Below are 21,685 nucleotides of genomic sequence, written 5' to 3'. Positions count from 1 at the left end.
CAGCGCCGCCCGGCCGGGGTGTGCTAGCTTAGAGGCGTTGCAGTTGTGGTACCCATGAACTTTATGTGCGCCTGACGGGATTGCTCCGACAGGCGCTTTTATCGTTTCTCCCGGAATCTCCCGGATGGGGCCCTTGCCGCCTATTCAGGAGATTCAAATGGCTAACGGTACCGTGAAGTGGTTCAACTCGGAAAAGGGCTTCGGCTTCATCGAGCAGGACGGCGGCGGCCCGGACGTCTTCGCCCACTACTCGAACATCGCCACCCAGGGCTTCCGTGAGCTCACCGAGGGTCAGCGCGTGACCTTCGACGTCACCCAGGGCCAGAAGGGCCCCCAGGCGGAGAACATCCTCCCCGCCTAATTTCTTCAGCATGCCGGGGTCCGCACCGCGAGGTGCGGGCCCCGGCTTGTCTGCTGTCTCGACCTTTGTTTTACCTGCCGGTTTCAGGAGGGCTTTCTCGCATGACCAGCTCCAGCTCCGCACGACCCAGCCGCCGCCCCACCCGGGGTCGAGGTGCGGCACAGGGGCGTCCGAAGGCTGGCGCGGGACGGCAGAAGTCCGCCCCCGCCCCCCGGCCCCAGGAATTCACCATGCCCGAACCGCAGGCCCCGGCCCTCCCGCCGGTCGACGCGTTCGAGGACATGGACATGCCCGAGGCGCTGCTGAAGACCCTCGCCGCCCAGGGCGTCACCGAGCCGTTCCCCATCCAGGCCGCAACCCTGCCGAACTCGCTCGCCGGCCGTGACCTGCTCGGCCGCGGCCGCACCGGCTCCGGCAAGACCCTCGCCTTCGGCCTGGCCCTGCTCTCCCGCACCGCCGGCCGCCGTGCCGAGCCCAAGGCCCCGCTCGCGATGGTCCTCGTACCGACCCGCGAGCTCGCGCAGCAGGTGACCGACTCCCTGGCCCCGTACGCCACTGCCGTCAACCTGCGCATCGCCACCGTCGTCGGCGGCATGTCCATCAACCGGCAGTCGGGCGCGCTGCGCCGCGGCGCCGAGGTGCTCGTCGCCACCCCCGGCCGCCTCAAGGACCTCATCGACCGCGGTGACGCGGACCTCTCGCAGGTCACGATCACCGTCCTCGACGAGGCCGACCAGATGACCGACATGGGCTTCATGCCGCAGGTCACCGCCCTGCTCAAGCAGGTCGCGCCCGAGGGCCAGACCATGCTGTTCTCGGCGACGCTGGACAAGAACATCGACAAGCTCGTCAAGATGTTCCTCAGCGACCCGGTCGCCTTCTCGGTGGACCCGTCCGCCGGCGCGGTCAGCACCATGGAGCACCACGTCCTGTACGTCATGGACGAGACCGACAAGAAGGCCGTGGCCACGCGCATAGCCGCTCGCGACGGCCGGGTGATCATGTTCGTGGACACCAAGCGCGGCGTCGACCGCATGGTCAAGAAGCTCCTGGCCGACGGCGTCCGGGCCTCCGGCCTGCACGGCGGCCGCTCCCAGCCGCAGCGCAACCGCACCCTGGACTGGTTCAAGAGCGGCGAGGTCACCGCGCTGATCGCCACCAACGTGGCCGCACGCGGCATCCACATCGACGACCTCGACCTCGTCGTCAACGTGGACCCGCCGACCGACCACAAGGACTACCTGCACCGCGGCGGCCGCACCGCCCGCGCCGGCGAGTCCGGCAGCGTGGTCACCCTGGTCCTGCCCGACCAGAAGCGCGACATGTCCCGCCTGATGTCGGACGCCGGGATCACCCCGCGCACCGCGCAGGTCAAGTCCTCCGACGAGGAGCTGTCCCGCCTCACCGGCGCCCGCGAGCCCTCCGGCGTCCCCGTGGTGCTGGAGGTCCCCCAGCCCCCGCAGCCCAAGCCGCGCACCGGCTCCGGCTCCGGGTCCTCCCGTCGTCGCTCCGGCGGCTCCCGCGGCGGCTCCCCGACCGGCTCCGCCCCCGCGGCCGGCGGCCGCGGCCGACGCTCCGGCGGCTCCGCCTCCGGCCAGGCCCCCGCCGCCGGCTCGGGCCAGGCCCGCCGCGGCCAGGGCGGCGGCCAGGGCAACGGCGCCCCGGCCCAGGGCCGTCGCGGTGGCGGCTCCGGCGGCGGTGCCGCCGCGGCCTCCGCGCGCAGCCGCGTCGGCACGGGCGGCCAGGGCCGCCGCCGGGCGGTCTGACCCCCGCGGCACCCGAAGCACAACCGGACGCCGGGCCGCGCGCAGCACGCGCGCGGCCCGGCGTCCGGCGTTCCGGCCCCCGCGGCCCGGCTAGCGGACCAGCTTGTCCTGCATCTTCATCAGCGTCCGCAGGTCCAGGCCCAGGCCGTCCGTGAGGTAGCCGTAGAAGCTCCCGTAGTCGGCCTCCAGCTGCGCCGTCGCCGCGTCCAGGTAGTCCTGGCGGACCTCCTGGAGCGGGATCAGCAGGTCCGGGTTCTGCATCCGACCCGACTGCTTCAGACCCGCCCGCACCTGGGCGTCGTACGCCGCCCGGAACGTGTTCGAGGCCAGGTAGTCCCGCTCGGCCGTCTCCTGCGGCACGGCCAGCGACCGCAGCAGTACGTAACTCAGCCAGCCCGTCCGGTCCTTCCCGGACGTGCAGTGGTACAGCAGCGGGCCCTGGTTCCCCTCCGCGATCTCCCGCAGCGTCGTCGCCAGCTGCGCCCGGTTCTCGGGGCTGGTCACGAAGGTGCGGTAGATGTCACGCATGTACGCCTCGGCGCGCCCGCCGCCGAGCATCTGCTCCTGCTTCACGGGGTCGCCGGTGGCTATCGCGCCGACCAGGGTGCCGTACAGGCCCAGGTCGCTGATCGGGCGGGAGGTGGCCGAGAGCCCGGACGGCAGCCGGTCGGCGCCGTCGTACTGGAGCTCCATCGGGATGCGGAAGTCCACGACCTTCGTGAGGCCGAGACCCGAGACGGTGGTGATGTCCGCCGGGGTCAGCTTGCTCAGCGCGTCGGAGCGGTACACCAGCCCCTGGCGGACCTGACCGCCGGTGTAGGTGCGGTAGCCGCCGATGTCCCGGAGGTTGACGGCGCCCTGGAGGGGGATCTGCCGGATCGTCTCCGGGGAGTACTGCCAGTGGTACGGGTGCCTGGCGGAGGCGGCGCCGTCCGCCGGCGCCGCGTACGCGGAGGCGGCGGGCAGGGTCCCGATGGCGAGGGCGGCGGCGGCCGCCGCGGTCGCCAGGCGGATTCGGGCACGGCTCATCTTTGCGACTCCTGTAACGGAGAAGGGGGATCACCCTGGTGGTGGCAGGGTGTGGAGCGAGTGCAGTGCTTCCATTGCCTGTCGTGCTTCGGCCATGACCCGGGAGACGAGTTCCGCACACGACGGAAGATCCTCGATCACCCCCGCGACCTGGCCCGATGCCATGACACCGAGGTCCGTACGGCCCTCGACCATGGACGCCTTCAGGAGCATCGGGGTGTTCGCCGCCAGCAGGACCTGGCTCCAGGACAGGTCCTTGCCGTGTTTCATCGCCAGGCCGTCGCGCACCATCTGCGCCCAGGACAGGCCCGACAGCTTCCGGAAGCCGGCGGCGTGCCGGACCGCCCGCGCCAGCGCCCCGGCGCTGCCCGACCGCTCCAGGGCCGTGACCAGCTCGGTGCGCAGCATCCGGTGCGGCAGCCCGTCGACGGCCGTGGTGACGGTCACGTCCTTGACCGTGGCCTTCAGGTACTCGGCCTTCACCGCGTCCGGGACGGTGGAATCGGAGGTCAGCAGGAAGCGGGTGCCCATCGCGATGCCCGCCGCCCCGTACGCCAGGGCCGCGACCAGGCCGCGGCCGTCGCTGAAGCCGCCCGCCGCGATCACCGGGATGTCCACGGCGTCGACCACCTGCGGCAGCAGCACCGTGGTGGCCACGTCACCGGTGTGCCCGCCGCCCTCGCCGCCCTGCACGACCACCGCGTCCGCGCCCCAGGCCGCGACCTTCTCGGCGTGCCGGCGCGCCCCGATCGAGGGGATCACCACCACCCCGGCGTCCTTCAGCCGGGCGATCAGCTCCCGGGACGGGGCGAGCGCGAACGAGGCCACCCGCACGCCCTCGTCGATGATCAGCCGTACCCGCTCGGCCGCGTCCCCGGCGTCCGCCCGCAGGTTCACCCCGAACGGCGCGTCCGTACGGGACCCGACCTCCCGGACCGCCGCGCGCAGCTGCCCGGTGGTCATCGTCGCCGAGGCCAGGATGCCCAGCGCCCCCGCGTTCGCCGCCGCCGACACCAGGCGCGGCCCGGCGACCCAGCCCATGCCCGTCTGCACGATCGGGTAGCGGACCCCGACCAGCTTGGTGAATGCCGTCTCCATCGCTGCCTCCCGCCTCTCCGGCCCGCGGCCTCAGACCCGGACTTCCCGGTCGCGCAGGCCCCGGGGGTCGATCACCTCGCGGATCAGCCGCAGTTCCTCGGCGCTCGGCTCCCGCGTGTACGGGACCCCGTCCGCGACCGCCAGCTCGAACCCGGTCGCCGCGCGGACCTGCTCGACCGTGACGCCGGGGTGCAGGGACGCGAGGCGCATGGAGCGGTCCGGGCCGGTGAAGTCGAAGACCCCGAGGTCGCTGACCACCCGGGGCAGCCGGTGGAAGCGGGTCACGCCGGCCGCTTCGGCGCGGTCGTACCCCACCCCGCTGACCATGTCGACGCGTTCGACGAACACCCGGGGGGAGTGCTTGGGGACCCAGTAGCTCACCGGGTTGTTCAGGGTGTTGACGGGCGCGCCGCGCACCCCGAGGAGCTGGCGGGAGGGCCGCTCCCAGTCGCCGATGCAGGAGATGTTCTGGTTGCCGTACCGGTCGATCTGGCTGGCGCCCATCATCACGTGCCGCCGGCCGCCGGTGACCATCGTCAGGTGGCGGCGGTACGGCAGCCAGCCCTCGGGCGTGCCGTCGATGCCGACCAGCATGGCCTCGCCGTCGGTGAGCAGCAGGTCGGGGGAGAAGGTGCGCTTGGCGAGGCGGGCCCCGAAGGAGGGGATCAGCCCCATCGGGCTGGCGAGCACCTCGCCGTTGTCGCGCCAGGCCTCGGCGCAGGCGATCACGCAGTATTCCTGTCGGGTGGCGGCGGTCGCGGCGGTCACTTCTGCTCCTCGTGCCAGGTCCGGACGGCGCTCTGGTAGGCGTGCTCGCTGCCGCCGGCCAGGAAGCGGGCGGCGAACTCCGTCCAGGGGGTGGAGGCGTACAGCTTCTGGAAGGCCTCGTCGCGGCCGTAGTCGGGCGCGCAGGAGGTGAAGTGCGCGCCGTTCGGGGTCTCCACGACGCCGGTGACGGAGTGCCGGCTGACCAGGAGGGACTGCGGGGGGCCGGACTTGGCCAGCTCGGCGGTCTCCACGAGCTGTTCGCAGGAGACGTACGCGGCGTCGGCGGCCTCGCAGAAGAGGTCGTCGAAGTACGGGTCCGGGCCCAGGTACTGGGCGTTGCCGAGCCGGTCGGCACGGTTGAGGTGCACCAGGGCCGCGTCCAGGCGCAGGGCGGGGACGGCGACGAACTCCTCGCCGTCGGCGTACGGGGAGGTGACGGTGCGCAGTTCGGGGTTGACCCGCATCACGTCGGAGCCGAGGCCGGCCCGGACGGGCATGAAGGGGAGGCGGTTGGCGGCGGCGTGCAGCCCCCACATGAACATGGCCTCGTCGTACTCGGTGAGGGCGATGGCCCCGCTCTCGCGGGCGGCCCGGAAGTTCGGCTCCAGGGCGACGGAGTCGAGGGTGGCGAAGGGAGCCACGAGTCTGCGGATCCGTCCGGCGGCGGCCAGCAGCCCGACGTCGGGGCCGCCGTAGGAGACCACGGTGAGATCGGTGATCCCGGAGCGGAGCAGCGCCCGCACCAGGGCCATCGGCTTGCGCCGGGAGCCCCAGCCGCCGATGCCGAGGGTCATCCCGCTGCCCAGCTGTCCGACCACCTCTTCGGGGGTCATCGTCTTGTCCGTCATGCGGTCTGTCCTTTGCCGAAGGTGTCGCGGACGCGGTCGGCGACCCCGCTGAGGTTGGCCTCGAAGGTGAAGCCCTGTTCGAAGCGGTAGCTGCGGCGCACGTCCACGGGGTCGATGCCGTTGATGGCGGCCTTGGCCAGCCGGATCAGGTAGCCGTCCTTCTTCGCGATCTCGGCGGCCAGTTCCAGGGCGGCGTCCCGCAGCCGTTCGGGGGGGACCACCTTCCAGACGGAGCCGTGCGCGTGGAGTTCGGCGGCGGTGGCGGTGCGCGAGGTGTAGTACAGGGCCCGCATCAGGTGCTGGGGGACGAGCCGGGCCAGGTGGGTGGCGGCCCCGAGGGCGCCCCGGTCGAGTTCCGGGAGCCCGAAGACGGCGTCCTCGCCCGCCACGATCGCGTCGGCGTTGCCGACCAGGCCGATGCCGCCGCCCAGGCAGAACCCGTTCACGGCGGCGACCACCGGCACCTCGCACTCGTAGACGGCGGCGAAGGCCTCGTAGCAGCCGCGGTTGGCGCCGATGAGGGCGCCGTGGCCGGTGTCGCGCTGCATCTCCTTGATGTCGACCCCGGCGTTGAAGCCCCGGCCCTCGGCGGCCAGGACCACGCAGCGGACCTCGGGGTCCCGGCCGGCGGCGCGCAGGGCGTCGGCGAGGTCGTACCAGCCCTGTACGGGGAGGGCGTTGACGGGCGGGAAGTCGGCTGTGACGAGTGCGATGCCCTTGGCCGGGCCGGAGGTGGAGACACCCATGAGCGGATCAGCTACCTTTCCACCAAACATTTGTTAGGTGAGGAAGGTAGCAGCCGATGGAGCTCAAGGGGAGGGTTGTCGTCGTCACCGGCGGAACCCGCGGCGTGGGGGCCGGGATCGCCCGCTCGTTCCTCGCGGCCGGGGCGCAGGTCGTCGTCTGCGCCCGGCGGCCGCCGGAGGAACCGGTGGCGGCGGATGGGCGGCGGGCCGCCTTCGCCGCCGTGGACCTGCGCGACCCGGCTGCCGTACGGGAGTTCCTCGACGCCGTCGGCGAGCGCCACGGGCGGCTGGACTGCCTGGTCAACAACGCCGGCGGGACCCCGTACCGGCTGCTGGGGGAGGGCGGTGCCGAGCGGCACGCGCGGGTCGTCGAACTCAACCTGGTGGCCCCGATGACGGCCTCGCTCGCCGCCTACCCGTGGCTGCGCGAGAGCCGCGGCTCGGTGGTGATGGTCGGCAGCGTCAGCGGCACCCGCCCCTCGCCCGGAACGGCGGCCTACGGCGCGGCCAAGGCGGGCCTGGAGAACCTCGCCCGCTCGATGGCCGTGGAATGGGCGCCCGAAGTGCGCGTCAACTCGCTCGTCCTGGGCATGGTGCGGACCGAGCTGGCACACCTGCACTACGGGGACGACGCCGGCATCGCGGCGGTCGGCGCCACCGTGCCGCTGGGGCGGCTGGCCGAGCCCTCGGACGTGGGGGAGGCGGCGGTGTTCCTGGCCTCCGGCCGGGCGGGCTACGTCAGCGGCGCGAGCCTGCTGGTGCACGGGGGCGGGGAGCGCCCCGCGTTCCTGGACGCGGCAACGGTCAACAAGGAGAGCTGAGGCGGACATGGGCATTGCGGACGGACGCGTGGTGATCGTGACGGGCGCGGGACGGGGGCTGGGCCGGGCCCACGCCCTGGCCTTCGCGGCGGAGGGCGCGCGGGTGGTCGTCAACGACCTCGGAGTGGGCCTCGACGGCCGCCCGGGGCCCGACAGCCCGGCGTCGCTGGTCGTCGAGGAGATCCGTGCGCTGGGCGGAGAGGCGGTGGCCCACGGCGGGGACATAGCCTCGGAGCAGGGCGCGGCCTCGCTGGTGGACTGCGCGGTCTCCGCCTTCGGCGGCCTGGACACCCTGGTCAACAACGCCGGGTTCCTGCGGGACCGGATGCTGGTCAACCTCGGGGAGGCCGACTGGGACGCGGTGATGCGGGTGCACCTCAAGGGGCACTTCCTGCCGCTGCGGGCGGCGGGCGCGTGGTGGCGGGCCGAGGCGAAGGCCGGGCGCCCGCGGGCCGCCCGGGTGGTCAACACGTCCTCGGGGGCGGGACTGCTGGGCTCCGTCGGCCAGGGCAACTACAGCGCGGCCAAGGCGGGGATCCTCGGCCTGACGCTGGTGGCGGCGGCCGAGATGGAGCGGTACGGGGTCCAGGTCAACGCGATCGCCCCGGCGGCGCGGACCCGGATGACGGAGCAGACCTTCGCCGAGTCGATGGCCGCGCCGGGGGCAGGGGGCTTCGACGCGATGGCTCCGGAGAACGTGTCACCGCTGGTCGTGTGGCTGGGCTCCGAGGCCTCCGCCGGCGTCACGGGCCGGGTCTTCGAGGCGGAGGGCGGCCGGATCACGGTGATGGAGGGCTGGCGTCCCGGCCCCACCGCCGACCTCGGCGCCCGCTGGACCCCGTCCGGGGCGGGGGTGGCCGTGACGAAGCTCCTCGCGGACGCGGAGCCCCCGCACCCGGTGTACGGCGCCCGGTAGCCCGGGCCCCGGCCCCGGCCCGGTCGCCCGGCGGGCGCCTCGGCCCTGACGGGGTCGGGGAACCGGCCATCGTGGGGGGTGGGGTGGATCAGAGGCGGCCGGGCCGGGCTGATGGGCGGTGCGGCGGACGCGCCCGCTCCGCCGGTTCCGGCCAGGGAGCGGCCCCGGGAACACCCCGAAGCGGCGTTGGCCGTATCACGCCCTCCCCGCCCCTGCGGCACCGTGATGGCATGTCCACGCCGAATCCCGACGAAGGGAGACCCCGACATGCCGCTCCGCAGAATCGCCGTCGGCGCCGCCATCACGGTGCTGTCGGCCGTGGCCGCCGCACCCGCACAGGCACACGCCCCGGCCGATCCCCCGTACATCCCGCCGCCCGGCCGCATCACCGTCGACGTCGTCGGCGTCAACGGCTCCGGCTGCCCCCAGGGCACCGCCAGCGTCGCCGCCGCCTCCGACAACACGGCCTTCACCGTCACCTACAGCAACTACCTCGCCCAGACCGGCGCCGGCTCCGGCGGCACCGAGTTCCGCAAGAACTGCCAGCTGGCCCTGCGCATCCACGTCCCCCAGGGGTTCACGTACGCCATCGCCCGCGCGGACTACCGCGGCTTCGCCCACCTCCAGCGCGGGGCCTACGGCCAGGAGCGGGCGAACTACTACTTCCAGGGCACCCCCCAGACCGCCCGCACCACCCACCAGTTCAACGGCCCCTTCACCGACAACTGGCAGGCCGGCGACCAGACCGAGTACGCCGACCTCGTCTGGGCCCCCTGCGGCGAGGAGCGCAACCTCAACGTCAACACCGAACTGCGGGTCTACGCGGGCACCTCCAGCCCGCAGGCGCTGAGCTTCATGAGCATGGACTCGACCGACGGCAGCGTCAGCACCGTCTACCACTTCGAGTGGAAGGAATGTCCCGCCCGCTGACGCCAGCGCCTGAAGCCACCCGAAGGTCAGGAGTGACAACGATGTCTCGTCCCAGGACCCGCACCCTGCTCATCGGCGCCGCGGCCGCCGCGCTGGTCACGGCGTCCACCCCCGCCGCCGCCGGCGGCCCCATCACCGTCCCGCCCGACAAGATCGTGATCGAACTCGCCACCGTCAACGGCTCCGGCTGCCGCGAAGGCACCGCCCAGGTCGCCGTAGCCCCCGACAACACCGCCTTCACCGTCACCTACAGCGACTACATGGCCCAGGTCGGCCCCGGCGCCCCGCCCACCGCCTTCCGCAAGAACTGCCAGCTCAACCTCCGCGTCCACGTGCCCTCCGGCTTCACCTACGCCATCGTCCAGGCCGACTACCGCGGATTCGCCTTCCTCCAGCCCGGCGCGTCCGGCCAGGAACGGGCGAACTACTACTTCCAGGGAATGCCGCAGACGTCCCAGCGCACCCACCAGTTCACCGGCCCCCTCAACGACAACTGGCAGACGAGCGACAAGACGGAATACGCCGACCTCGTCTGGGCCCCGTGCGGTGAGAAGCGCAACTTCAACATCAACACCGAACTGCGCGTGAACGCCGGCACCTCCAGCCCCCAGACCACGAGCTTCATGGCCATGGACTCCACCGACGCCAGCGTCAGCACCCTCTACCACCTCGCCTGGCAGGTCTGCCCGGGCGGCCCGAAGAACAAGACCTGAAAGAACAGGCCCTGAAAGAACAGGCCCTAAAAGAACAGGCCCTGGAAGAACAAGCCCTAGCGGAAGGGGAACAGGGGCGGGCCGGGCCCTGCGGGCCCCGGCCCGCCGCCCCTTTCCCGCTCAGCGGGAACACCGCCTCCCGCCCGCCACCGCCCCGCGCCTACCGTCTGCGGCACCACACACCACCGCAGCCGGGAGGACCCCCATGCCGAACGACCGGCTCAGGCGCGAGGCCGCCGAGCTGCTGCGCGCGGCGGAGCTGTCACGGACGCCGGTACGGCCGCTGGCCGAGCTGTTCGAGGGGATCGGCACGCAGGACGCGTACGAGATCCAGCTCCTGAACGTCCGCCGCCGCTGCGCCGACGGCGCCACCGTGACCGGCCACAAGGTCGGCCTCTCGTCGCCCGTCATGCAGGCCATGATGGGCGTCGCCGAACCCGTCGTGCCCGCCCTGGAGCTCATCGACAGCCGCATCGCGGACTGGCGGATCACCATCGCCGACAACGCCTCCTCCGCCGGCTACGCCATCGGCGAGGGCCGCGACCCGCGCGAGCTGGACCTCAAGGCCGTCGAGGCCCGCCTCGACGGCGACGGCGAAACCCTCGCCGCCGGCCGCTCCGACGCCGTGCTCGGCGACCCCGCCACCGCCGTGGCCTGGCTGGCCCGCACCGTCGCCCGGTTCGGCGTCCCCCTGCGCAAGGGCCACCTGATCCTCCCCGGATCCTGCACCCGCCGCCACGGGGGTCGGCGAGGAGTTCGCGAAGGGCCTCCACCTGTGAAGACGTACTCCGACACGCTGGACGTCCGCGTCACCGACTCCTCCCTGCGCGACGGCTCCCACGCCAGGCGCCACCGGTTCACGACCGAGGACGTACGGGCCGTCGTGGCCGCCCTGGACGACGCGGGCGTGCCCGTCATCGAGGTCGCGCACGGCGACGGCCTCGGCGGCTCCTCCTTCACCTACGGCTTCTCGAAGACCCCCGAGCAGGAGCTGATCAGGGCCGCCGCCGAGACCGCCCGCCGCGCGAAGATCGCCTTCCTGACGCTCCCCGGACTGGGCGTCAAGGACGACATCCGCGCCGCCCACGCGAGCGGCGGGAGCATCTGCCGGATCGCCACCCACTGCACCGAGGCCGACATCTCCGTCCAGCACTTCGGCCTCGCCCGGGAGATGGGCCTGGAGACCGTCGGCTCATCGACGCGGCCGAGGACGTGGTCCGCCCCGTCATGGACGAGGAGTGCCGCCTCGACCGGATGTCCCTGCTCATGGGCCACGCCGGGGTCTACTCAAGCTTCCTCAAGCACGCCTGGCGCCAGGCGGAGCGCTACGGCGTCCCCGGCGCCGAGATCCTGCTGCGCGCCGGTGAACGCCGACTGGTCGGCGGCCAGGAGGACCAGCTGATCGACATCGCGGTCGAACTCGCCGCCGAGCGCCGGGCCGCGTCAAGCCTCTGATTCCGCCCCGTCCCGACCGCTCATCCCGAAGAAGTGGAGGGCGCCAGCCCATGACCTCGACCACCCCCACCCCCACCCCCACTCCCGCCTCCGCCTCCGCCTCCGCCTCCGCCTCCGACGAGGGTCCCCGCGTCATCCGGGCCGCCGCCGTCCCCAGCCGCTTCGCCCGCGGCTGGCACTGCCTCGGCCTCGCCGCCGCCTTCCGCGACGGCACCCCGCACGAGGTGCGCGCCTTCGGCACCCGACTGGTCGTGTTCCAGGGCGAGGAGGACGGCGAACTGCACGTCCTGAACGCCTACTGCCCCCACATGGGCGGCAACCTCGCCCACGGCACCGTCAAGGGCGACACCGTCGCCTGCCCCTTCCACGACTGGCGCTGGTCCGGCGACGGCCGCTGCGTCCCGCCCCGCGCCCGCACCCGCGCCTGGACCACCCTGGAACTCAACGGCCAGCTCTACGTCTGGCACGACCCCGAGGGCAACCCGCCGCCCGACGGCGTCACCATCCCCGCCATCGAGGGCTACGGCGGCGCCGAGTGGAGCGACTGGAGCTGGAACTCCCTGCTCGTCGAGAACGCCAACTGCCGCGAGATCGTCGACAACGTCGTGGACATGGCCCACTTCTCCTACGTGCACTACGCCTTCCCGCACTACTTCAAGAACGTCTTCGACGGGCACGTCGCCACCCAGTACATGGAGTCCACCCCGCGCGGCGACGTCGACCTCGGCACCCTCTCCACCGGCGGCGGCCTGCGCTCCGACGCCTCCTACCACGGCCCCTCCTACATGATCGACCGGCTGTGGAGCGACGTCGGCGGCGGCCAGGAGATGGAATCCGTCCTGATCAACTGCCACTACCCGGTCGACGGGAACAGCTTCGTGCTCATGTACGGGGCGATCGTGAAACGGCTCCCCGGCATGAGCGGCGAACAGGCCGCCGAGGCCGCCCGCCTCACCGCCGAAGGCCTCGCCGTCGGCTTCGAGCAGGACGTGGAGATCTGGAAGAACAAGACACGCATCGACAACCCCCTCCTCACCGAGGAGGACGGCCCCGTCTACCAGCTCCGCCGCTGGTACGAGCAGTTCTACGTGGACGCCGCCGACGTCGGGGACGAGATGGTCCGCCGCTTCGAGTTCGAGATCGACACCACCCGCGCCACCGCCGCCTGGAAGGCCGAGGTCGCCGCCAACCTCGCCGCCCGCCGCGCAGAGGCCGGCTGATGCGCCCCGTCGTGTGCGGGGAGTGCGGCAACGAGGTGCTGTGCGAGAAGTTCAGCCCCGCCCACACCCAGGTGCAGTGGACCGCAGAAGCCGCCGCCGTCTGCCCGCGCATCGCCGCCGCGACCGCCGACGGCCGGCCCAGCGCCCGCGTCCGCTCCTGCCCGGCACTGCGCGACAGCATCGGGGCCGCCGTCCGCGAAGGCCGGCTGGAGGTGCCCGCCGATGCCTGACGACCCCGGAGCCCTCACGCCGCCCCGCCCGCCCGCGCCCGAGGAGCCGCCCACCGCTGCGCCCCGGGGCGGAGCCCCCGGCAGGCTGCGGGCCCGCGTCACAGCCCGCGTCCAGGAGACCCCGGACGCCGTATCCCTCGTCCTGGACGCGGAACTTCCCTACCGCCCCGGGCAGTTCCTCACCGTCCGGATACCCGGCGGAGCGGCCCGCTGCTACTCCCTGGCCAGCTCCCCGCACACCGGCGAGCCGATGCGCATCACCGTCAAGCGGGTCCCCGGCGGCCCCGGCTCGGCCTGGCTCTGCGACCGCGTCGGCCCGGGCGACGAGCTGGAGCTGCTGCCGCCCGCCGGCACCTTCACCCCCGGCCCCGGGGGCCTGGACGCCGACCTGCTGCTCGTGGCCGGCGGGAGCGGGATCACCCCGGTGTTCTCCCTGGCCAAGTCGGCCCTGGCGGCCGGCGGGGGACGGGTGGCCCTGGTGTACGCCAACCGTGGTCCCGGGTCGGTGATCTTCCGGGACGAGCTGCGGGAACTGGCCGGGGCGCACCCCGGGCGGCTCACCGTCGTGCACTGGCTGGAGGAGCTCCAGGGGCTGCCGACCGCGGACCGGCTCGGGGGCCTGCTGGCCCCGTACGCCGGGCGCGAGGCGTGGCTGTGCGGGCCGGGCCCGCTGATGGACGCCGCCGAAGCCGCCCTGCGCTCGGCGGGGGCACCCGGCGGCCGGATCCACCGCGAGCGCTACTTCTCGCTGGGCGCCGACGTCTTCGCAGCCCCGGCCCCTGCGGCCGCGCCCGCGCCCGCCGGGGGAGGGGCCGCCGTCGCCGAGGTGGGGCTCGACGGGCGGACCCGTACCGTTGCCTGGGACCGGGGGACGGTCCTGCTCGACGCGCTGCTCGCCGCCGGGCTCGAAGCCCCGTACTCCTGCCGGGAGGGAGCATGCAGCGCCTGCTGCTGCCGGGTGGTGGAGGGCGAGGTGAAGATGGCCCGCAACGAGGTCCTGGACGGCGAGGACCTGGCCGACGGGTACGTCCTGGCCTGCCAGGCGCTACCGCTGACCGACCGGGTCCGGATCACCTACGACCACTAGGCCGTGTCTTTCGGCTCATGCCGGGCCCGCGGCGTCTGGCACCGCGCCTCGCCGCGTTCTCGTCGGTCGACGACGTCCCCCAGCTACCGCTGGGAGGTGCCCCCACCGCGTCGGCTCCCTCCTCGGCCTTGCGATGCACGGCGCCAGACGCCGCGGGCTGATCCGGCCTGATCCAAAAGACACGGCCTGGTCCCGACGGCGAAAGGGCTCCGGGTCCGGCCCCCTGGCGAGGGGTCGGGGCCGGAGCCCTTCTCGTGCGCTGCCATATGACTACCCGCTACATCCACTCGCTGAACCGCAGCCAGCCCATCATGTTGTCCATCGCCCGCGCCGACACCGCCGGCTCCAGGCCGGCGGGCGGCGCGGACGCCGGACGGCCCGCCCGGCCGGGCCCGTACAGCTCCCGCCGCTTCATGTACACGCCGGGCTACCCGGACTACTTCCCCGAGGCGCAGGGCGGCATGGCCCAGGGGCGTTCCGTCGAGCCGTGCGTCGTGGACCTGCGGCGGCTGGGGGAGCAGGCCCGGTACATGCGCCGGGCGGGCCTGCCCACGTACGGGCTGAACGTGACCTCGTACGACTTCCGCTTCCTGAACATGGCCGCCCGCACCTGGGCGGGCCGGCGGACCGCCCTGAAGGTGGGGGCGCGTGCGCTGGGCGCGCTCGCCACCGGGCGCAGGCCCGTCTCGCTCGGCGAGGCGCTGGTCGCCCGGCTGCGGCTCTCGCTGGACCGGCTCGGCGGGGAGCTGTGGCTGTCCGCCCCGCTGACCGGGCTGGTCACGGACGCCGCGGGCCGGGTGGCCGGCGTACGCGTCACGCGGGCGGGGCGCGAGGTCGCCGTACGGGCCCGGGGCGGGGTGGTGCTGGCCTCGGGCGGCTTCTCGCACGACCAGGAGCTGCGCGAGAAGCACCTGCCCGCGCCCACCTCCACCGCCTGGACGCACGCCTCGCCCGGCCAGACCGGCGACGCCCTGCGGCTCGGCGAGGAACTGGGCGCGGCGACGGACCTGCTGGACCGGGTGTGGGGCGCGCCGTCGGTGTGCCCGCCGGGGGAGAGGCCGTTCTTCCTGGTCGCCGACCGGGGCATTCCGGGGATGCTCATCGTCGACGAGGCGGGGGAGCGCTACGCCAACGAGGCCCTGCCGTACCACGCCTTCACGGACCGGATGTACGCCGCCGACCGGCCGGAGGCGACCACGGTTCCGTCGTGGCTGGTCCTCGACGCCCGCTCCAGGGCCCGCTACATCTTCGCGGGGCTCCTTCCCGGCCGGCCCTTCCCGAAGAGGTGGCTGGAGAGCGGCTTCCTGAAGAAGGCCGCCACCGTCGAGGAGCTGGCCCGGCAGATCTCCGCGCCCGCCCTGGCGGCGACGGTCCGCCGGTTCAACGGCTTCGCCGAGCGGGGCGTCGACGAGGACTTCGGGCGCGGCACGAGCGTCTACGACCGCTACTACGGCGACCCGACGCTGCCCAACCCCAACCTGGCGCCGATCGACAAGGGCCCCTTCTACGCCGTCCCCGTGCACCCGGGGGACATCGGCACCAAGGGCGGCCTGGTCACCGACGGGGACGGCCGGGTGCTGCGCGAGGACTCCACCCCGGTCCGGGGCCTGTACGCGGCCGGGAACTGCTCGGCTGCGGTGATGGGGGACACCTACCCCGGCCCGGGCGCGACGATCGGCCCGGCGATGGCCTTCGCCTGGGCGGCGGTCAACGCGATCGAGGGAGAGCGGGGCGCCGCAGTCGGCGGCCCCTGACGGAGTCATGTGTTCCGCTGCCGGGCCACGGGAACACATGCCCGATACGACGGTGACGGGGGTGGGGCATGACGGAAGACCGCTGGGTAGGGGTTTACCTGGGGCTGAACGTGGCCGCGTGGGCGGCGGAGTTCTGGGTCCTGTGGGATCCGGCCCTCCAGGGGGTCCAGGACGCCATCGGCTGGTGGATGGCGGCCATCTTCTTCGGCTTCCCCCTCCTGATCGGCATCCTGCTCGTGATCGTCCTCGGCGAGCCCGCGGCGCCCGGCGACGGCTCCGCCTCCACCGCCCGCGACTGGACGCGAGAGGAGAGCTGCGGCAGCCGCCTCTACGGCTGCGGCGGCTGAGGCGGGAGCCCCGGAGCCGGGCGGCCGCCGGGTGGGCGGCCGCTCGGGCGTGCCGGGTCAGGACAGCTTGCCGCCGTAGTCGGGGAGCTTCACGGTGCGCTCGGCGTGCCCGCCGACGAGGTCGCTCTCGTTGTTCCCGATGTTGGCGATGATCGTGTAGCCGCGCGCCTCGATCTCGGCCCGCTTGCCCGTCTTGTAGGCGCTGACCTGCTCGAACAGGGCGGGCAGGTCCCGTACGTACAGCCCGCTGACCGGGTAGCCGACCTGCTTCAGGTTCCGCTCGGTCATCGAGTACACGATCCCGGGGCGGGCGGTGACGAAGAAGATCGCCACCCCGCGCTGGTTCGCGTACTGGGTCAGCGCGCGGACCTTTTCGATCGCGGGCGTCGGGAACGTCCAGAACCAGTGGAAGTCCGTCTCCAGCGACGAGTTGTCGATGTCGAGGACGATCGCGGGCTTCTCGCCGGCCGGGGAGGCGGCGATGCGCTGCTCGATGGCGGGGCGCGCGGCGTCGATGACGGCGGCCACGTCGCGCTGCCAGGTGGCGTAGTCGATGCCGAGGATCGCCGCGTTGCCGCCGGGCGCGGAGGTGATGGCGGCGGCGGTGACCGGCGCCGGGACCGGCGCGGGCGCGGTGGGGGCCGCTTCGGCGGCGGCGGCCGGGAGCAGGGTCAGCACGGTGGCGGCGACGGCCACGGTGGCGGCGGCGGTACGGGACGTGCGGGTGCGGCGGGTGCTGCGCATGTGGGGGCGCTCCTCGGTCACGACGTGGCATGTGCGACTTGGCATGTACGTGACCAGGGTTGGCCAGAACCGCACCCATGTCTACTGGCCGGTAGGAAACATTTTGTGACCGCCGGGTGAATGATCTTTCACGCGCGGGGCGGCGGCGGAAATTGTCCGAAAAGGCGTTCTTGATGGCGCCGCGGCGGCGGATGTGTCATGGACGCGTCATTAACCCGATGACGCGCACAGCCCAACCCCCCACGAAAGGCAGTGTGTTGACCGTGACCACCCTTGGCAGAATCGTCAAGCGCGCCCTCGCCGTCGGAGCCGTCACCCTCGCCGCCGTCAGCCTCCAGCCCGCCGGAGCCAACGCCTCACCCGCTCCCGTCGTCGGCGGAACCCGCGCCGCACAGGGCGAGTTCCCCTTCATGGTCCGCCTCTCCATGGGCTGCGGCGGAGCCCTCTACACCCAGCAGATCGTCCTCACCGCCGCCCACTGCGTCAGCGGCTCCGGCAACAACACCTCCATCACCGCCACCGCGGGCGTCGTCGACCTCCAGAGCAGCAGCGCCATCAAGGTCAAGTCCACCAAGGTGCTCCAGGCCCCCGGCTACAACGGCAAGGGCAAGGACTGGGCCCTGATCAAGCTCGCCAAGCCGATCAACCTGCCCACCCTCAAGATCGCCGACACCAAGGCCTACGACAACGGCACCTTCACCGTCGCCGGCTGGGGCGCCGCCCGCGAAGGCGGCGGCCAGCAGCGCTACCTCCTCAAGGCCCAGGTCCCCTTCGTCTCCGACGCCTCCTGCCAGAACTCCTACGGCAACGACCTCGTCCCCGCCGAGGAGATCTGCGCCGGCTACGCCCAGGGCGGCGTCGACACCTGCCAGGGCGACTCCGGCGGCCCCATGTTCCGCCGCGACAACAACAACGCCTGGATCCAGGTCGGCATCGTCAGCTGGGGCGAAGGCTGCGCCCGGGCCGGCTACCCCGGCGTGTACTCCGAGGTCTCCACCTTCGCCGCCGACATCAAGGCCGCCGCGGCCACCCTGTAGCACCCGCGGCAGCCCCCCACCCCTCGCTCTCGTCCTTCCGGCCGGACCCGAACCGGCCGGAAGGACCGTGCCGCCCGCCGCCCTGCGGTAACTGCACGCCGTACGCACCGCCGAACGCCTGGAACTCGCCCGCGAACTCCACGACCTCGTCGCCCACCACGTCACCGGCATCGTCGTCGAAGCCCGCGCCGCCCGCTTCACCCACGTCGGCGCCGACCGCGCCGCCCAGATCTTCGGACGCATCGAAACCGCCGGCGACGAAGCCCTCGGCTCCATGCGCCGCCTCGTCAAGATCCTCCGCGAGAACGACGGCCCCGGCACCCACCCCGGCACCCACCCCGCCACCGCCCCCGTCGCCGGCCTCGCCGACATCCGCGACCTCACCCAACGCTTCTCCACCACCGGCCCGCCCGTCGTCCTCTACATCGAGCAGGGCCTCGAAACCCGCCTCCACGCCCACGTCGCCGCCACCGCCCACCGCATCGTCCTCGAAGCCCTCACCAACATCGCCAAACACGCCGCCACCGCCACCGCCGTCCGCATCGGCCTGCGCACCGTCCCCACCGGACTCGAAGTACGCATCGCCGACGACGGCGGACACCCCGCCAAACTCTCCGAAAACGCCCGCGGCGGCGGCTACGGCCTCGCCGGAATGGCCGAACGCGCCGAAGCCCTCGGCGGCTCCCTCACCGCCGGCCCCGCCCCCGAAGGCGGCTGGCTCGTCACCGCCCACCTCCCCCTGTGAACCCACCACCCCGGCCCCCGTCTCACGGACCGACTGACAGAGGTGCCGACGACGCCCGCCACGTAAGCTCGGGAACCATGAACAACAGCGACATCGACGAGATCGACGAGAACGTCACCGCCGAACTGTCCCGCCTGCGCGACAGCATCGACAACATCGACGCGGCCGTGGTCCACATGCTCGCCGAGCGCTTCAAGTGCACCCAGCAGGTCGGCCACCTCAAGGCCAAGCACCAGCTGCCCCCGGCCGACCCGGGCCGCGAAGCCAGCCAGATCGCCCGCCTCCGCCAGCTCGCCGAAAGCGCCAAACTCGACCCGGCCTTCGCCGAGAAGCTCCTCAACTTCATCATCGCCGAAGTCATCCGCCACCACGAGACCATCGCCGCCGGCGAGGAGTAACGAGCCCCCGGGCCGGGCACCCACGCCCGGCCCCGCCCGCCACACCCCCTGGGAGCAGGCGCGGCCATCCGGCAGCATGGGCCGCATGTCCGCACTCACGCGCACCGAAGCGCAGCTCCGAGCCCAGCTCCTCGACGTCCACGACTACGTCGTCGGCCTCGACCTCACCACCGGCGACGAGACCTTCGAATCCACCACCGTCATCCGGTTCACCGCCCGCACCACCGGAGACACCTTCGTCGAACTCAAGCCACAAGTGCTGCGCACCGCCACCCTCGACGGCAACCCCCTCGACCCCGCCACCCTCACCGGCAACCGCCTCCCGCTCACCGGCCTCACCCCCGGCCCCCACGAGCTGCGCATCGACGCCCTCATGCGCTACTCCCGCACCGGCGAGGGACTGCACCGCTTCACCGACCCCGCGGACGGGGAGACCTACGTCTACTCCCAGATGTTCATGGACGACGTCCAGCGCGTCTTCGCCGCCTTCGACCAGCCCGACCTGAAGGCCGTCTTCGAGTTCACCGTCGCCGCCCCCGCACACTGGACCGTCCTCACCAACGGCATCGCCACCCGCACCGGCGACCGCGACACGGACGGCGCCGGCCTCTGGCAGTCAGCCCCCACCCCCCTCATCTCCACCTACCTCGCCGCCGTCGCCGCAGGCCCCTGGCACAGCGTCACCACCACCCACGCGGGACTCCCCTTCGGCATCCACTGCCGCAAGTCCCTCGCCCCCCACCTCGACGCCGACGCCGACGAGATCCTCTCCGTCACCACCGCCTGCTACGACCGCTACCACGAGAAGTTCACCGAGCCCTACCCCTTCGACTCCTACGACCAGGCCTTCGTCCCCGAATTCAACGCCGGAGCCATGGAGAACCCCGGACTCGTCACCTTCCGCGACGAATTCGTCTTCCGCTCCGCCGTCACCGACACCGAACGCCAGCGCCGCGCCATGGTCATCGCCCACGAAATGGCCCACATGTGGTTCGGCGACCTCGTCACCCTCGCCTGGTTCGACGACATCTGGCTCAACGAATCCTTCGCCGAATACATGGGCTACCAGACCCTCACCGAAGCCACCCGCTTCACCGGCACCTGGACCGAATTCGGCATGGAACGCAAGCCCTGGGGCTACGCCGCCGACCAGCGCCCCTCCACCCACCCCGTCGCCCCCGGCCCCGACGACGTCCCCGACACCGCCTCCGCCCTCCTCAACTTCGACGGCATCTCCTACGCCAAGGGCGCATCCGCCCTGCGCCAGCTCGTCGCCTGGCTCGGCGAGAAGGACTTCCTCGCCGGCATCAACACCCACTTCACCCGCCACAAGTTCGCCAACGCCTCCCTCGCCGACTTCGTGGACTCCCTCGCCGCCCACACCGACCGCGACGTCCACACCTGGGCCGACACCTGGCTGCGCACCACCGGCATCGACACCCTCACCCCCCGCATCGAAGAGAGCACCGGCGGCTGGACCCTCACCGTCGACCGCAACGGCAGCCGCCCCCACCACATCAACGCCGGCACCTACGCACGAGCCGCCGACGGCACCTTCGAACGCACCGAACTCCTCGAACTCGACGTCCCCACCGACGAGGTCCTCTCCGCCGCCGGCCCCCGCCCCGCCCTCCTCGTCCTCAACGACGGCGACCTCAGCTACGCCAAGGTCCGCCTCGACGACACCTCCCTCGAAACCGCCCTGCGCGGCCTCTCCCGCATCCCCGACCCCCTCACCCGAACCGTCGTCTGGAACTCCCTGCGCGACATGGTCCGCGACGGCGAACTCGACCCCGCCGCCTACCTCGCCACCGCCGAGGCCCACCTCCCCGACGAAGCCGACCTCGCCGTCGTCCAAGGCGTCCTCGCCTTCGCCCGCCACCACGTCGCCGACTCCTACACCGCCCCCGACCAGCGCACCGCCGCCCTCGCCACCCTCACCACCATCGCCCGCGCCCTCCTGCGCCGCACCGAGGACGGCACCGACCCCGGCCTGCGCCTCGCCGCCGTACGCGCCCTCATCGACAGCGCCACCCAGCCCGACACCATCGCCGCCTGGCTCGCCGACGGCACCGTCACCGGCGGCCCCGAACTCGACCCCGAACTCCGCTGGCGCATCCTCGCCCGCCTCTGCGTACTCGGCGCCGTCGACGCGGCCGCCATCGACGCCGCCCTCGCCGACGACCCCAGCGCCACCGGCCGGCAGGGCGCCGCCCGCTGCCACGCCTCCCTCCCCACCCCCGAGGCCAAGGCCGCCGCCTGGCAGCGCCTCTTCCACGACGACACCCTCTCCAACTACCTCTTCACCGCCACCGCCCACGGCTTCTGGCAGCCCGAACAGAACGACCTCGTACGCGACTACGTCCCCCGCTACTACCCCGACGCCGTCGCCCTCGCCGCCCGCCGCGGACCCGCCATCGGCGAAGCCGCCGGCCGCTGGGCCTTCCCCACCACGGCCGTCGACCAGGACAACCTCCAGGCCGGCCACACCTGCCTCCAAGACCCCGAGATCATCCCGATGCTGCGCCGCATCCTCGTCGACCAGCTCGACGACCTCGCCCGCGCCCTGCGCGTCCGCGGCGCCTGACCCCGTACGCACCCCACCCGTCGGGCGGCCGCGCCCACGGCCCCGGCCGCCCGACGGACCCCGCCCACCCGCGTACCCTTTGTCC

The 21,685-nt window shown here is 72.9% G+C and carries 21 protein-coding genes and 1 pseudogene; 16 read left to right on the top strand and 6 right to left on the bottom strand.

Annotated features, from left to right (window positions below; translation table 11 throughout):
• The first annotated feature begins 157 nt into the window (after positions 1–157).
• Both ACZ597_RS12575 and ACZ597_RS12570 read left to right on the top strand, forming a co-directional pair.
• Entirely contained in the window at positions 158–361 is a 204-nt protein-coding gene (locus tag ACZ597_RS12575) for a cold-shock protein (protein WP_007263537.1), read from the top strand.
• Between the two features lie 101 nt (positions 362–462).
• A complete protein-coding gene (locus ACZ597_RS12570) occupies positions 463–2,127 on the top strand; it encodes a DEAD/DEAH box helicase (RefSeq protein ID WP_471328325.1) in 1,665 nt (554 codons plus the stop codon).
• Between the two features lie 90 nt (positions 2,128–2,217).
• Here ACZ597_RS12570 and ACZ597_RS12565 read toward each other — a convergent pair whose 3' ends face one another.
• The 5 genes from ACZ597_RS12565 to ACZ597_RS12545 are packed head-to-tail and all read right to left on the bottom strand — an operon-like array spanning position 2,218 to position 6,616.
• Complete coding sequence (locus tag ACZ597_RS12565; protein ID WP_471328323.1) at positions 2,218–3,156, bottom strand: tyrosine-protein phosphatase; 939 nt, start codon at positions 3,154–3,156, stop codon at positions 2,218–2,220.
• A gap of 30 nt (positions 3,157–3,186) precedes the next feature.
• Positions 3,187–4,254: an NAD(P)H-dependent flavin oxidoreductase gene (locus ACZ597_RS12560; RefSeq protein ID WP_471328321.1), complete on the bottom strand. Its 1,068-nt coding sequence runs from the start codon at positions 4,252–4,254 to the stop codon at positions 3,187–3,189.
• A 30-nt stretch (positions 4,255–4,284) separates the two neighbouring features.
• Positions 4,285–5,022: a CoA-transferase subunit beta gene (locus ACZ597_RS12555; RefSeq protein WP_471328319.1), complete on the bottom strand. Its 738-nt coding sequence runs from the start codon at positions 5,020–5,022 to the stop codon at positions 4,285–4,287.
• The gene (locus ACZ597_RS12550; protein WP_471328317.1) at positions 5,019–5,870 is read right to left on the bottom strand and encodes a CoA transferase subunit A; all 852 of its coding nucleotides are present in this window, start codon (positions 5,868–5,870) and stop codon (positions 5,019–5,021) included. The genes ACZ597_RS12555 and ACZ597_RS12550 overlap by 4 nt, the downstream gene beginning before the upstream one ends.
• Complete coding sequence (locus tag ACZ597_RS12545) at positions 5,867–6,616, bottom strand: enoyl-CoA hydratase family protein (RefSeq protein WP_471328315.1); 750 nt, start codon at positions 6,614–6,616, stop codon at positions 5,867–5,869. The genes ACZ597_RS12550 and ACZ597_RS12545 overlap by 4 nt, the downstream gene beginning before the upstream one ends.
• 56 nt (positions 6,617–6,672) lie before the next feature.
• Between ACZ597_RS12545 and ACZ597_RS12540 the strand changes: the two genes are divergently transcribed.
• The 10 genes and pseudogenes from ACZ597_RS12540 (at position 6,673) to ACZ597_RS12495 (ending at position 16,089) form a co-directional block, all read left to right on the top strand.
• The gene (locus tag ACZ597_RS12540) at positions 6,673–7,437 is read left to right on the top strand and encodes an SDR family oxidoreductase (RefSeq protein ID WP_471328313.1); all 765 of its coding nucleotides are present in this window, start codon (positions 6,673–6,675) and stop codon (positions 7,435–7,437) included.
• Positions 7,438–7,444: 7 nt separating this feature from the next.
• Positions 7,445–8,353, top strand: a complete 909-nt coding sequence (locus tag ACZ597_RS12535; protein ID WP_471328311.1) for an SDR family oxidoreductase — start codon at positions 7,445–7,447, stop codon at positions 8,351–8,353.
• Between the two features lie 267 nt (positions 8,354–8,620).
• Positions 8,621–9,283: a DUF4360 domain-containing protein gene (locus ACZ597_RS12530; RefSeq protein ID WP_471328309.1), complete on the top strand. Its 663-nt coding sequence runs from the start codon at positions 8,621–8,623 to the stop codon at positions 9,281–9,283.
• A 41-nt stretch (positions 9,284–9,324) separates the two neighbouring features.
• Positions 9,325–9,996: a DUF4360 domain-containing protein gene (locus ACZ597_RS12525; protein ID WP_471328307.1), complete on the top strand. Its 672-nt coding sequence runs from the start codon at positions 9,325–9,327 to the stop codon at positions 9,994–9,996.
• A gap of 775 nt (positions 9,997–10,771) precedes the next feature.
• Positions 10,772–11,451 (top strand): annotated as a pseudogene (locus tag ACZ597_RS12520) (hypothetical protein).
• A gap of 50 nt (positions 11,452–11,501) precedes the next feature.
• On the top strand, positions 11,502–12,671 hold the full coding sequence (locus tag ACZ597_RS12515; protein WP_471328305.1) for a Rieske 2Fe-2S domain-containing protein: 1,170 nt from the start codon (positions 11,502–11,504) through the stop codon (positions 12,669–12,671).
• Positions 12,671–12,901 carry a ferredoxin gene (locus tag ACZ597_RS12510; protein ID WP_471328303.1) on the top strand — a complete coding sequence of 77 codons (231 nt, stop codon included), beginning with the start codon at positions 12,671–12,673 and terminating at the stop codon, positions 12,899–12,901. Before ACZ597_RS12515 ends, ACZ597_RS12510 begins: the two co-directional genes overlap by 1 nt.
• Positions 12,894–13,988, top strand: coding sequence for a 2Fe-2S iron-sulfur cluster-binding protein (locus ACZ597_RS12505; protein WP_471328301.1), 1,095 nt, complete (start codon positions 12,894–12,896; stop codon positions 13,986–13,988). The genes ACZ597_RS12510 and ACZ597_RS12505 overlap by 8 nt, the downstream gene beginning before the upstream one ends.
• A 266-nt stretch (positions 13,989–14,254) precedes the next feature.
• Positions 14,255–15,742: an FAD-binding protein gene (locus ACZ597_RS12500; protein ID WP_471328299.1), complete on the top strand. Its 1,488-nt coding sequence runs from the start codon at positions 14,255–14,257 to the stop codon at positions 15,740–15,742.
• A 68-nt stretch (positions 15,743–15,810) separates the two neighbouring features.
• Positions 15,811–16,089 (top strand): hypothetical protein, encoded by a 279-nt coding sequence (locus ACZ597_RS12495; RefSeq protein ID WP_471328297.1) that lies wholly within the window; start codon positions 15,811–15,813, stop codon positions 16,087–16,089.
• Positions 16,090–16,146: 57 nt separating this feature from the next.
• Here ACZ597_RS12495 and ACZ597_RS12490 read toward each other — a convergent pair whose 3' ends face one another.
• The gene (locus ACZ597_RS12490) at positions 16,147–16,833 is read right to left on the bottom strand and encodes an HAD family acid phosphatase (RefSeq protein WP_471328295.1); all 687 of its coding nucleotides are present in this window, start codon (positions 16,831–16,833) and stop codon (positions 16,147–16,149) included.
• Positions 16,834–17,051: 218 nt separating this feature from the next.
• Between ACZ597_RS12490 and ACZ597_RS12485 the strand changes: the two genes are divergently transcribed.
• From ACZ597_RS12485 to pepN, 4 genes are all read left to right on the top strand, one after another.
• Positions 17,052–17,870, top strand: coding sequence for a S1 family peptidase (locus ACZ597_RS12485; RefSeq protein ID WP_471328293.1), 819 nt, complete (start codon positions 17,052–17,054; stop codon positions 17,868–17,870).
• Positions 17,871–17,961: 91 nt separating this feature from the next.
• On the top strand, positions 17,962–18,615 hold the full coding sequence (locus ACZ597_RS12480; protein ID WP_471328877.1) for a sensor histidine kinase: 654 nt from the start codon (positions 17,962–17,964) through the stop codon (positions 18,613–18,615).
• A 77-nt stretch (positions 18,616–18,692) separates the two neighbouring features.
• Positions 18,693–19,013, top strand: a complete 321-nt coding sequence (locus tag ACZ597_RS12475; RefSeq protein WP_125817182.1) for a chorismate mutase — start codon at positions 18,693–18,695, stop codon at positions 19,011–19,013.
• Positions 19,014–19,098: 85 nt separating this feature from the next.
• Positions 19,099–21,600 (top strand): aminopeptidase N, encoded by a 2,502-nt coding sequence (gene pepN, locus ACZ597_RS12470; protein ID WP_471328291.1) that lies wholly within the window; start codon positions 19,099–19,101, stop codon positions 21,598–21,600.
• Positions 21,601–21,685 lie beyond the last annotated feature (85 nt).

It is taken from the genome of Streptomyces sp. NPDC040718 (assembly GCF_055593565.1).
The sequence above is the reverse complement of the archived record's forward strand: the minus strand, read 5'-3'. Positions and strand labels throughout refer to the sequence as shown.